Annotated in this window: 10 protein-coding genes; 5 read left to right on the forward strand and 5 right to left on the reverse strand. The window is 61.6% G+C overall.

Features of this window, described 5'->3' with window-relative positions; translation table 11 throughout:
* The first annotated feature begins 4 nt into the window (after positions 1-4).
* From L2Y94_RS13385 to L2Y94_RS13405, 5 genes are all read left to right on the forward strand, one after another.
* Positions 5-799 (forward strand): DUF1295 domain-containing protein, encoded by a 795-nt coding sequence (locus L2Y94_RS13385; protein ID WP_247367287.1) that lies wholly within the window; start codon positions 5-7, stop codon positions 797-799.
* Positions 780-1,886 (forward strand): SAM-dependent methyltransferase, encoded by a 1,107-nt coding sequence (locus L2Y94_RS13390; protein WP_247367290.1) that lies wholly within the window; start codon positions 780-782, stop codon positions 1,884-1,886. Before L2Y94_RS13385 ends, L2Y94_RS13390 begins: the two co-directional genes overlap by 20 nt.
* The gene (locus tag L2Y94_RS13395) at positions 1,883-2,434 is read left to right on the forward strand and encodes a lipocalin family protein (RefSeq protein WP_247367292.1); all 552 of its coding nucleotides are present in this window, start codon (positions 1,883-1,885) and stop codon (positions 2,432-2,434) included. Before L2Y94_RS13390 ends, L2Y94_RS13395 begins: the two co-directional genes overlap by 4 nt.
* Before the next feature lie 94 nt (positions 2,435-2,528).
* Positions 2,529-3,107 (forward strand): sigma-70 family RNA polymerase sigma factor, encoded by a 579-nt coding sequence (locus L2Y94_RS13400; protein WP_247367298.1) that lies wholly within the window; start codon positions 2,529-2,531, stop codon positions 3,105-3,107.
* Positions 3,104-3,757 (forward strand): ChrR family anti-sigma-E factor, encoded by a 654-nt coding sequence (locus L2Y94_RS13405; RefSeq protein WP_247367305.1) that lies wholly within the window; start codon positions 3,104-3,106, stop codon positions 3,755-3,757. Before L2Y94_RS13400 ends, L2Y94_RS13405 begins: the two co-directional genes overlap by 4 nt.
* A gap of 738 nt (positions 3,758-4,495) precedes the next feature.
* Here L2Y94_RS13405 and L2Y94_RS13410 read toward each other — a convergent pair.
* From L2Y94_RS13410 to L2Y94_RS13430, 5 genes are all read right to left on the reverse strand, one after another.
* Positions 4,496-5,155, reverse strand: a complete 660-nt coding sequence (locus tag L2Y94_RS13410) for a hypothetical protein (RefSeq protein WP_247375394.1) — start codon at positions 5,153-5,155, stop codon at positions 4,496-4,498.
* The gene (locus L2Y94_RS13415; protein ID WP_247367306.1) at positions 5,070-6,413 is read right to left on the reverse strand and encodes an RHS repeat domain-containing protein; all 1,344 of its coding nucleotides are present in this window, start codon (positions 6,411-6,413) and stop codon (positions 5,070-5,072) included. The genes L2Y94_RS13410 and L2Y94_RS13415 overlap by 86 nt, the downstream gene beginning before the upstream one ends.
* A 101-nt stretch (positions 6,414-6,514) precedes the next feature.
* Positions 6,515-6,880 (reverse strand): hypothetical protein, encoded by a 366-nt coding sequence (locus L2Y94_RS13420; RefSeq protein WP_247367307.1) that lies wholly within the window; start codon positions 6,878-6,880, stop codon positions 6,515-6,517.
* 70 nt (positions 6,881-6,950) lie between these two features.
* Entirely contained in the window at positions 6,951-10,487 is a 3,537-nt protein-coding gene (locus L2Y94_RS13425; protein WP_247367308.1) for an RHS repeat domain-containing protein, read from the reverse strand.
* Positions 10,484-12,499 carry a DUF6531 domain-containing protein gene (locus tag L2Y94_RS13430; protein ID WP_247367309.1) on the reverse strand — a complete coding sequence of 672 codons (2,016 nt, stop codon included), beginning with the start codon at positions 12,497-12,499 and terminating at the stop codon, positions 10,484-10,486. The genes L2Y94_RS13425 and L2Y94_RS13430 overlap by 4 nt, the downstream gene beginning before the upstream one ends.
* Positions 12,500-12,721 lie beyond the last annotated feature (222 nt).

Here is a 12,721-nt window from a genome sequence, read left to right on the forward strand (position 1 = left end):
CCTCATGAGCCTGGTGGTCCTGGCCGTGGTCATGATCGTGCTGATGACCGCCGGATGGCTGTGGCAGCGTCGCCATCGCAACGCCGGCATCGTCGACGTGTTGTGGACGGCCGGCGTCGGGCTGGCCGCTCTCCTGATGGCCGCCACGGCGAACGGCGCGGCGCCGGCACGCCTGCTGACCGGCGCGATGGGACTGGCGTGGTCCGCGCGCCTCGCCACGCATCTATGGCAGCGCGTGCGCTGCGAACCGGAAGACGGCCGCTATCGCTACCTGCGTTCGCACTGGCACGGACACCAGGGCAAGTTCTTCGCGCTCTTCCAGGCCCAGGCGGCGATCGTGGTGCTCTTCGCTCTGCCGTTCATGGCCGCCGCGGCCAACCCCGCGCCACGTCCCGTCGGCATGGCGCTCGCGGTCGTCATCTGGACGGCCAGCGTCGTCGGCGAATCCGTCGCCGATCGCCAGCTGGCCCGCCACCGCGCGCAGCCGGACCAGCGGGGCAAGACCTTTCGCGGTGGCCTGTGGCGTTATTCGCGGCATCCCAACTACTTCTTCGAATGGCTGCACTGGTTCGCCTACGTCGCGCTGGCCGTCGGCTCTCCCTTGGCTTGGCTGGCCTGGGTGGGGCCGATCGTGATGTACGTCTTCGTACGCTGGCTCAGCGGCGTCCCCTTTACCGAAGCGCAGGCACTCCGCACGCGCGGCGACGACTACCGCGACTACCAACGCACCACGTCCGCGCTGATCCCGTGGTTTCCCTCCTCCTCTTCCGGAGACGCCCATGAACACGACCGTCGCTGAGGACGCGCTGCTGCCCGCCGACCGAGCCGCCCCCGGGCTGCTCGGGCTGGCCGAACGCGGCCTGCTTCCCGACCCGCTTATCCGTCTCGGCATACGTCGCCTCTGCGCGCAACGCCTGGACGACTGCCGTCGCGGAGGCGCCGAAGCCGACATGGCACGCCATGCCGCGCTGCTGCAGGCGGTGGCCCAGGCCCCGCTCGCCATCCACACCGACGAGGCGAACGCGCAGCACTACGAGGTGCCTACCGCGTTCTTCCAGGGGTGCCTCGGCGCGCGGCTGAAGTATTCGTCCTGCTACTTCCCGACGGGCGGGGAAACCCTCGACGACGCCGAGGAGGCGATGCTCCGTCTCTACGCCGAGCGCGCGCAGCTTGCCGACGGGCAGGACATCCTCGAACTCGGTTGCGGCTGGGGTTCGCTCACGCTCTGGATGGCCGAGCGCTATCCCCATGCGCGGATCACCGCGGTATCGAATTCCCGTTCGCAGCGCGCGCACATCGAAGCCGAAGCCCGTCGACGCGGATTGCCGCACGTCCGTGTCGTGACCTGCGACATCAACACCCTGGCGTTGCCGCCCAGCTCGTTTGACCGATGCGTATCGGTCGAGATGTTCGAACACGTACGCAATCACCAGGCGTTGATGCGACGCATCGCGGAATGGCTGCGTCCGGACGGCGCCCTCTTCGTGCACATCTTCGCGCACCGCCGCTCGGCCTATCTCTTCGACACCGACGGCGAAGACAACTGGATGGGGCGTCATTTCTTCACGGGCGGCATGATGCCGGCCACCGATACGCTGCTCTGGTTCCAGCGCGACCTGCGCATCGAAGGGCAGTGGCTGGTGGACGGTACGCACTACGAGCGCACGGCGAACGCGTGGCTCGCCAACCAGGATCGCCATCGCGACGAGGTCATGCGGGTGCTGTCCGATGCCTACGGCTCCGAATCGCTGGCGCGCCTCTGGTTCCATCGGTGGCGCATCTTCTGGATGTCCTGCGCCGAATTGTTCGGGTATGCCGGCGGCCAGGAATGGATGGTCTCGCATTACCGGTTCGTGCCGAACCGCGACGGAGGACGACGCCCATGAAATCCCTGATCTCGCGCCTGGGAGGCGTGGCCTTCGCCATGCTTCCCCTCACCGCCTGTGCCTCCACGCAGCCGCCCGTACCCCGCGCCTCCAGCGTGGACGTCGCCCGATACGCGGGCGATTGGTACGTCATCGCCTCGATCCCCACGCGGTTCGAGAAGGAGGCGGTGAATGCCGTGGAGTCCTACCGGCTCGCTGCGGACGGGACCATCGAAACGCGCTTCCGCTATCGCAAGAACGAAGCCACGGGCGAACTCAAGACCATGCATGCGAAGGGCTTCGCTCACGCGGACACGCGCAACGCGGTCTGGGGCATGCAGTTCGTCTGGCCCGTCAAGGCCCAGTACGTCATCGCGTGGCTCGATCCGGCGTACCGGCAGGTGATCGTGGCTCGGGACAAGCGCGACTACGTCTGGATCATGTCGCGCACGCCCACGATGTCCGACGCCGACTACGAAGCGCTGGTCGCGCGCGTGGCGGCGATGGGTTACGACACCGCGAAACTGCGCAAGGTGCCCCAGCAATGGCCCGAAGCGTCGACCCGTTGACGAGTACGGCCTTTCGCCTCATGGACTTCGCTGAAGCGGTATGATGCGACCGGACGCCACTCCCCTTCCCCACTCCGTCAAGGCGGTGCGACGCATGGCTCATCGGGCGTGCCCGGACACCGATAACGCCGCTCATTGGTCCGCGCAGATGACGGCGGTCAGTGCGCGCCGCGACGTCGATGCGTTCATGCGCCTGTTCGCCCACTTCGGCCCGCGCCTGCAGCGCTACCTCGTCGGCATGGGCGTCGTGCCCGCGCAAGCCGAGGAACTGGTGCAGGAGACCATGCTGCGGCTGTGGCACCGGGCCGCCCAGTTCGATCCGTCCCGGGCCAACGTGTCCACCTGGCTGTTCCGCATCGCGCGCAACCTCTACATCGACAGCGTCAGGGGCGAGCCGCACTGGCTCGCGATCCAGGACGGCCTGGAGCAGTTGGACGACCTTCCGCCGAACGACGGGGTCACGTCCACGGAATCCTTTGCCGATGGCGTGGGCCTGGACCGCGCCATCGCCGAGCTGCCGCCGCAACAGGCCCGGATGATCCGGATGTCGTATTTCGAGGCCAGGAGCCACGGCGAGATCGCCCGCGAGTTGGGCCAGCCCCTGGGCTCGGTGAAATCCAACCTGCGCCGGGCTTTCGCCAAGCTGCAGGCCTCCCTGAGAAAAGCACCATGAAGCCGCACCACCACCCCGACGTCGCCACGCTCATGGCCTATTCGGCCGGCGCGCTCTCGAGCGCGTTCTCGGCCGTCGTCTCCGCGCACCTCAGCGTTTGCCACGCCTGCCGGGAGTGCCTGCGGGAAATGGATGCCATCGGCGGCCAGTTGCTCACTCAGCAGGAAGGGATCCCCCTTTCCTCCGATGCGGCGGAACGGCTCCTGGCGAGGTTGAACGAGGACGGCCCGGCCATGCCGGAACCTCACGACGCGCCGAGCCGGCACGATCCCGATCTCCTGCCGACACCGCTCTGGCCGTACTTCGGCCGCTCCTACCGCGAGCTGTCCTGGAAGTGGATCGGCCCCGGCATCCACCACATCCGCGCGCAAGGCGTGCCCGACCACCTGATGCTCCTGCGCGTCGCGCCCGGGCGCAGCCTGCCCATGCATACCCATGGCGGAAGCGAGCTGACCATGATCCTGCGCGGCGCCTACGACGACACGCTGGGCCACTTCGCCCCGGGCGACGTCGCCGACCTGGACAACGACACGGAACACCAACCCGTCACCGCGCCGGGCGTTCCCTGCATCTGCGTGGCCGCGACCGATGCGCCGCTGGTGTTCTCCGGTTGGCTGGCGCGGATGCTTCAGCCGATGGTTCGGATGTAGAGAGAGCGAATTCTTAGCGAGCGGCACAGCGAGAGTGAGTTATGAGTAGTGCCTGCGAAACTAGTTCATGCAATGTTCTCTAAGGACTTTATCGACAGCGCTGTCGATGTCTTCCTTCGACTCGAGTTCCTTAAGATAGGCACATGAAAGATCGAAATCCACATTCGACGGCATAGCATAAATGCCGTTGGCTCCCGCATTGTCATTGAGAACTATCCATACATAAGGAGTCCTTGCACTCAAACCTCTCACACCGAGAACATTGTATTTGGATGAATTAACTGCACCTTTAAGTAGCAGAGGCATCTTCAATCCAGGCGATGATCTGCGACTGAACTCCAAACCCTGTAGATCAGCCCAAACAGAGGCTTGGGTAATCTCAAGAAATCCTTTATCTGCAAGTAGCTTTCGCTTGAGAGTTGGATAGCAAATTAGTGCAATCGCCAAAGGGATAGACGTCAAGGCCAAAATCTTGACTGCTCTTAACCTCATGGATGAATTCCAATGGCCTACCCTCTTTTCGAAGACATCGTTCAAGCTGATATATGCCGGATGACGTCGATTAGTTTGAAAGAACAGTTCAATCTTCCCCTATAGTCCAGCATTATTAAATGCAAGCTTCGGCTCGATGCTCGGAAGCTGTGAATCTCCAGCAGCTTCTCGCCAGGAGATTCATGGGCATACGCATCGACTGAAGTCATAGTCAACAAGAAAAGCTTAATTGCTCACGGATATCCATCATGGATGAGATTCACTCCACAAATCATAGCTCGACGCGATTTTCCCGTGCCAGAAATCCAGTTCACTAAAATCTATCAATTTCGCATCCACCTGCTTCCGTAGGCGTGTCTGCTTGCACTCATCCTGCCAGCCGAGCGGACTTTTCATATCCATGGAAACGTCAATTTTCACGCCCACGCTTCTCTCCGAAATGTTGGTCACTTCTACCCTTCCTCCCGAAGCGGCTCCATAGCAGCCATGCTTGCCTGGAAAAGAACTTGGGCCAGAGCTAAAAAAAACCGCCACTTTCTCGCTGGGCAACTCGAATACACTCCCCGGCAAAGGCTTTGAAACAAAGTACATCGTAAGTTTTTCGAACGCATCATCATCCGTCTTCTTTGACGGCCAATATTGTCGTTCAGCGATCACGTAGCCCCGTCCAGGCCCGATTCGATGGCAAGAGAATTGCCGTTGCTGTGCTTCCACTGCTTTGCATCCAGTGACGTCAATCGCTACTTGATCGACTGCAAAGCTGTTATCTCTTGCACATGCAACAGATGCCCAAAGGAGAAGAACCCCAAGCGAAACCAACTTATTTCGCACATCCACAATGAATGCCTCCCGACTTGATCTGCCCCGCCAATGCGTTAGACCTTTTGTTGGCTTCTTGATATACATCTCGATGCGCTTCACCCAAGCCACTGAAAGGACCTCTGGTTTTGTGCAACGCCTCATGAACTATCGTGTCATAGAGCTCAACCAACATATCTCCAGATAATGTCTTGAGATAACGACTCGATAGATACATCTTCCCGTTGATTGCGTTGTACTCCCCGACATCCACTATCTCGTTACCGAGTGAATCGATATGCGTCGCCATGTTTTGGACGACAGGATCCTTCTTAGGGAATTTGAGGTCCGTTTCAGTTCTCTTCGCAAGAGCAAGCATACAATCGATATCTTCCTGGGTCAGACCCCAAATATCGAAAAGTGACATCGGGTTCCCACCTACGTAGGTGTATGTATTCGCCCCCGCCATCAGCCCAACGGGATCACTCTCCACATACCGCCCCAAATCCGCCCGATAGTCCCGAAACCCGTTGTTCCACGTCTTCGTCTCATCGTCAAAGTACTGCCCCGGGAAGCCCAGGTTCAACTTGAACCCTTCCGTGACCACCTGACGATCAAATGCGAAGTTCTCGGCCGACCACACGATGCTCCGCGACGCATTCGTCGCCACCTCCGGCCGCCCCACCTGATCGGCATGGATGGCGTAGACCTGCCCACCCGACACGCGCCCGATCAAGCGCCCATGGATCCAGACATAGTCGACCCACCCGCCATTGGCGTACTCCGCCAGCAGCGGGCCGCCGCGGTCCGGGGCGAAGAAGATCGTGTCGAGCGCGCCTACCTTGCGCAGCCGCTGCCCCTCCGGATTCACGTAGTAAGTCGTGTTGGTAGCCGAATCCATGCGGTTGAACGCATCGTAGTGGTACTGCGCCGCTCCATCGACCGTCGTCAGGTTGCCGTTGGCGTCGTAACCCAGCGCCTGGGTGTTCGTGCTGACCAGGCGGTTGCTGCCCGGGTCGATGCCTTGCGCCAGAGTCACACCATTGATCACGTGCGACGTGCGATTGCCGTTGGTGTCGTACTGGAAGCCTTCGCTGTTCGCCGTCGAGGTCGCCGAGGTCAGACGGTAGACGCTGTCGTACTGGAAGGTCTGGGTGAGCGAGGCATCCCTGCCGTTGGTGATGCGCGTGATGCGGTCGGCTGCGTCGTAGCCGAAGCCCAGGCTCTGCACGCCGGGCACGCTGATGCCGGTCAGGCGGCCGTCGCCGTCGTAGCTGAGCGTGTTGGTCAGGCCGTTGCTCGAGGTCCAGCCGGTGAACGACGACGCGTCGCCGCCACGGTAGGTCAATGCGCTGGCGACCTGCATGGTTGAGTGCGTCGGTGCTGTGGGTGAGCTGGCCGTTCGCGTCGTACTGATAGCTCGTCTTCAGCTACCGATGTGCTTGCTGGCACGAGACGAACAATTCATCAAAGCGAATCGTTTTCGCCCGCCAACCTTGGAGCAAAAAGACGATTGGCTGCGTATGTACATGCAAGCCCCGTTATTAGCATTGATGGCAAAATGAACCACCACGTTTTAAGAAGAAATATCGCATCTTCTGATGAACGAAGATACATCAACAAGACACCCAAAGGAATCGGGAATAATGCAAGCGTGCCCGCAGGAGCCAGTGCAGGTGAAGTTATTAAAACGCCTACGCAGACGAAAATTACCCGCTTTCGATTATTAGGCCACGCAATATTTTTCACTGGATACACGAAAAACGATAGAAGACCTACACCTATAAGCAGTTCAACCACAGCAATGGAGATAACAAAGACGGTGAAAATCATAGTCGCACCTTACTCAAAGAAGTTTGGCATCGCACGTCATTAGATTACGCACTGCTCGTTCCGATCAGGATCATCGTCCCCAATGCAACCCTGCCTCGATAGGCGCGTCGACATACGTAGGTGAAGAGGTCGCCCAAGGTGCAGAAATATTGTCGTCGACTGTGCTCCAGAGCGGATATGCAAGCCAATCGTTTGGTCCAGCCAAAGCGCCATCGCCCGTCCCGTCCGTAATGATGGAAATCAAACCGTTTTCGTTGACAACGGATCGAGTGACTTGACCGGGATGCAGCAAGTGTCCCGGCAACGTTGTGTTCGTGATCGAACAATTTGATGAGTCAACCGTGTGCACCACAGGCCCCAGGCCCGGAATAGACTCGATATCACCGTTTTTTATTGAGTGAGATGGATTCGAAAACGGTGCTGGATACTGCCGAAGCCTACCAAATACGTTCTGCTGAGTGCAGCCCGGCTGATTCACGGAGCAGATGAAGTTTTTAACGGAATAATGATGGGATGCCAATCCCAGCAAGTCAGAATAGCTGATTGGGTTATTCATGGAGTAGGCAAACGTATTTATACCTCCCGTCAGGCCTGTCGGATCGCTCTCCACATACCGCCCCAAATCCGCCCGATAGTCCCGAAACCCGTTGTTCCACGTCTTCGTCTCATCGTCAAAGTACTGTCCCGGGAAACCCAGGTTCAACTTGAACCCTTCCGTGACCACCTGACGATCAAATGCGAAGTTCTCGGCCGACCACACGATGCTCCGCGACGCATTCGTCGCCACTTCCGGCCGCCCCACCTGATCGGCATGGATGGCATAGACCTGCCCACCCGCCGCGCGCCCGATCAAGCGTCCATTGATCCAGACATAGTCGACCCACCCGCCATTGGCGTACTCCGCCAGCATCGGGCCGCCGCGGTCCGGGGCGAAGAAGGTCGTACCGAGCGTGCCTGCCTTGCGCAGCCGCTGCCCCTCCGGATTCACGTAGTAAGTCGTGCTGGTAGCCGAATCCATGCGGTTGAACGCATCGTAGTGGTACTGCGCCGCTCCATCGACCGTCGTCAGGTTGCCGTTGGCGTCGTAACCCAGCGCCTGGGTGTTCGTGCTGACCAGGCGGTTGCTGCCCGGGTCGATGCCTTGCGCCAGAGTCACACCATTGATCACGTGAGACGTGCGATTGCCGTTGGTGTCGTACTGGAAGCCTTCGCTGTTCGCCGTCGAGGTCGCCGAGGTCAGACGGTAGACGCTGTCGTACTGGAAGGTCTGGGTGAGCGAGGCATCCCTGCCGTTGGTGATGCGCGTGATGCGGTCGGCTGCGTCGTAGCCGAAGCCCAGGCTCTGCACGCCGGGCACGCTGATGCCGGTCAGGCGGCCGTCGCCGTCGTAGCTGAGCGTGTTGGTCAGGCCATTGCTCGAGGTCCAGCCGGTGAACGACGACGCGTCGCCGCCACGGTAGGTCAATGCGCTGGCGACCTGCGTCGTCGTGCCGTTCGCGGTCAGCGTGGCTCCCGATAGCTGGCCGTACGCGTAGGCGTAGTTGAGCCGATTGCCGTCCGGGTAGACCACGGCGCTCAACCGGCCCAGGCCGTCATAGGCGTAGCCCAGGCCATACCCGGTGCCGGCGATAGAGAACCCGCGCCCGGCGATATCCCCTTCCGGCGTGTAGCTATACGAGGTAGTGCCGGTCGCATCCGCCACGCTGCACAGCCGTCCCACACCGTTGGTGCAGCTGTCATAGGTCGCGTGCTGTACCATGCCGCCGGCCGTGACGCTGGTCAGGCGATTCAATCCATCGTAGCCGTAGGCGGTCTGCACACCGTTCGCGCGGGTCATGGATTGCAGCAGGCCATTACCGTCGTACGAGAACGTGGTGATGCCGCTGTCCGGGCTCACCTGACGCCACAGCTGCCCAAAGCCGTCATAGTCGTAGGTCGTGGCATTGCCGCGCGGATCGACCACCCGGACGATCCGGTCATCAGCATCATAGGTGTACGACGTGGTCGCGTTATCCGCATCGGTGGACGAGACGACCCGGCCAAGCGCGTCGTAGCTCAGCGACCGCACATGGTTGAGAGCGTCGGTGCTGTGGGTGAGCTGGCCGTTCGCGTCGTACTGGTAGCTCTCCTTGACCTGCCCCGACGCGTCGCGACGGGCGATGACGTGTCCCAGCTCGTCGTAATCGATGCTGACGGTCGTGGCGACTTCCGGCGGCGGGATGGCGTGGGTATCCACGCTGGCCAGCGTGAAGCTGCCACTCTTGAGCAGGAAGCGGCGACCCGCCGTGCCGATGCCGCCCAGCGCCTGTGAGCCGTTCTGGCCGCTGGCGACGACGGCCGCCGCGGAACCGTCCAGATTAGAGGCCCAAACCTGCGCCGCTGCGCTGTTGGAACTCCAGGTGATCACGCTGGCACACGTGGTGTTGCCCACGTCGATGGCGCAGGTTCCCGGGTTCGCGGAGATGGTCCCACCCAGCACGGTGATGCCGACGGCGGGCGTTGCCGTGCCGAACCACGCCACGCCCTCCTGGAGCATCTGCCACTGGAAGGTGTAGGCGCCCGGTGTCGACGGCGCGGTGATATTGAACGTGAACGAGGCAGTCTGTCCCGGTGCGATGTCGCTGGGCAGCTCGACGCGACCCGGCCCCCAGATGGTGCTGTTGCCTACCGACCCGAGTTTGAATGCCGTGCCCGCCGTCCACGTGAAGTTGCCGTTGTTGTACATCTGCACGTTGACCGTCTGCACGCCGCCCACCTGCATGGTGGTCGCCACCGACTGGCTGACGAACTGCGCGTTGCGCACGGCCACGGGCACCATGAATCGCCCGGAACCGGGCAGCAGGTTATTGGCCGCTCCGATCGGCGAGATGCCATGCAGATAAATCGCCTGGCCGCCGAACTGCACGCGCTGCGCCGATGTCAGCGCGATCTGGAACCGGTAGCTTCCGCCACCCACGCCGCATGCACTGGCCACGGCGGGCTCGCTGCCCAAGTTGGCGGTATAGCGCCCCAACATGACACCAACACCCGCAGCCCCACCCACGTAGAGGTCCACATTGATGGACTGGGCCATGTAGGTCGAGCACGCCCAACCGGAGATCACACCATCGGACGACACGCCGTCGATGTTGCCCGTCACGACCGAGTTGAGCACGGTGAAGGGTATATCGCCGGTCTCGCCGCTTTTCCCTGTGCTGTCATAGGCCACGACCGCGAGAGTATGGGCACCGGGCGCGAGGCCGGTGAAGGTGGTCCTGAACGACGAGGCGGAGTACGTGGTGATGATCTTGTGGTCGATATAGAAGACGATGCTCGAGACCCATGTGTCCTGATCGGTCGCCGACGCACCGACGGTGATGACGTCGGTGGGAAGGAAGGCACTATTGGCGGCCGGCACGGCGGTCCAGGTAATGACCGGGCTATGGTTCGGAGCTTGTGGTGGACAGATATGGTCGGGTTGCTGACATATCTGCTGATTGGGCTGCGGCAAGGCCACCTTGGAAACCGTGACGAGCGCCGTCGCGGGCATACCGTTCGCCATGACCGGATCTTGCAAGCCCGATCCCACCAGCACCGCAAGACCCAGCCACAGGATGAGCCGCCTCATGGCACGGTCCCCTGTGCCGGCTGGACATACACCCGTTGCTTCTTTATTACCGTCGGCAACGACATGCCATTGTACTGGTAGGTGGTCTCCGCGAACGTACCGCCGCTTTCGGGCGAGAACTCCGCGGTCATCCGGCCGGCGACGTCGTATTGGTACGAATGGGTCTGGCCGTCCGGCTGGGTGATACGCGCCAGGCGACCGAAACTGTCGTAGTCGTAATGCGTGTCCTGCGTGCCGCCGTTGCGGTACGTGCGCATCACCATGATCCGGCCGCGCGCGTCGTAGGTGAAACTTTGTTTCTCGCCGTTCGAACCGGTGATGGAGCCAGGTAGCCCCAGGCCGTTATAGCCGTCGTAGCTCGTGGTGTGCCCGGCGGCGTCCTTCACCGACAGCAGGTCGCCTTCCTGCGAGAAGCTGCTCGTGACCGCGTCGCTCGTACCGGCGAGCGGTCCGTCCACGGTCATCGTCGCCACCAGCCCGTTGGGCCACGTGGTGTAGCTATACGTGGTGACGCGGGTGGTACCGGCCGTCGCCGATACCTTCGACGAAAGGTTCTTCACCGTGACCGATTGGAGGCGGTTGTTGCCGTCATAGGCATAGGTCGTTTCGTGATCGCCTTCGACTGTCACCTTGGTCGCACGGTTGCTGGCGTCCCACGCGAAGTCGGTGGTGCGGGCCTCGGGTTTGCCGTAGGCCTCCACCTGCTGCTGCAACTGGCCGTTCGCCGCGTACGAGTACAGCGTGAGGTTGCCGTTGAAATCGGTGGACCCTTGCGGATAACCGTTGGCGTCGAACGTGGCCGCACGGGCCGCTGCCGCGCAGTGCGTGGATGCCAGGCCGGATATACCTGTCTGGTTGCCACGGCCATCGAAGCTGTACGTCGCCTGTTTGCCCAACGGATTGACCACCGTGGTGCCGGTGACGACGCCGTTGCCGTCCAAGGCGTAGTCGAGGTGGTAATGTCCCGCGCCATTGGCCACCTGGGTGTCCGTGGACCGGCCGTTGGCGTCGTACTGGAACGTGGCGAAACGCGAACCGTTGATGGTCTTGCCGGTCAGCGCGGTGACGTACTGGGTGTTCTCGTATTGATACGTCACCGTCGTGGCCGGTGCGCCGCCGTTCGTCGCGGGAGAGGTAACGCCCGTCAGCATGACGGCATCGAGCTTCCAGTTCGACGTCCCGGGAGGCTGCGTTCCACCGAACTGGGTGATCGGGGTCAGGATGGTCGCGAAGGTGTACTGGTAGACGTTGCCGGCCGGATCGGTCACTTGCCTCAACCAGCCATGGTCCCACGTGAAGTCCACATGGCGTCCCGAACTGTGGGTGACCCGCGTCAGGTTATGGACGCTGTCGTACGTGAAGGTCAGGCCGACGTTCTGAGGATTCTTGATCGACACCGGGAATCCGTTGGCGTCGTAGACCTCGACCGTCTGGTCTTCGCTGTACAACGTATACGTCGAGCCTGTCTGGAGAATCTTCGCCACCGGACTGGGCTTGTCTTCGTACCAGCCCGGTGTCGGGCTCGTCGAATAGTTGAACTTGATCTGCCGCCCGTCGGCGCGCTGCGCCCAGATGGGCTTGTTCAGCGGATCGCATGGCGTACTCGACGGCACCGGGTAGCACGACGACGTTGGATCGGGCGTGGTGAACAGCAATTTGTAGTCGAAATTGCTTATCCAGCGCCGGCCGAAGATGCCGATGCCGTTCCAGTAGTGGTCATAGGTGCGAGTGAGTGCGAGGCCCATCTCGCCCGCGCCCGCGAAGTCGGTTTCCGGTTCGATGCGGTTGCCCGTCGATATCACGACGGGATCGCCCACCTGGCCGCAACTGTCCTTGGTGTTGGCATCGCGAGGGGCCACCGTCAGGTCGCCATGGTTGGCCGACGCGAGCGCGCCGCCACCACCGCCCGAGAGCGTGGTACCACCGCCGAGGTGGCCGCCTTGCCCATCGTTGGCATAGGTCGGTTTGCAGCTGAAGTCGCCCGCATTGCTGTAGTCGCTGCCGACGACCACGCAATCCCAACGGGTAACGAAGACTTCGGCGCGAAGCGACGGTGGAAAATACGAAATGCACAACCCCAGAACGCACAGAAAAACCCAACGCGAAATGCTCAATTCCCTTGCCCCTGTTCCTTCGATGTGTCCCTGGCCGACGCATTGCACGCGGCACGTTGCGCGGAAACGTACGGCATTGCCCAAGCTTCGGCAATATCCCCTTTGACCCCAAACTTCGAA

The sequence above is a fragment of the Luteibacter aegosomatis genome (assembly GCF_023078455.1).
Classification (GTDB): domain Bacteria; phylum Pseudomonadota; class Gammaproteobacteria; order Xanthomonadales; family Rhodanobacteraceae; genus Luteibacter; species Luteibacter aegosomatis.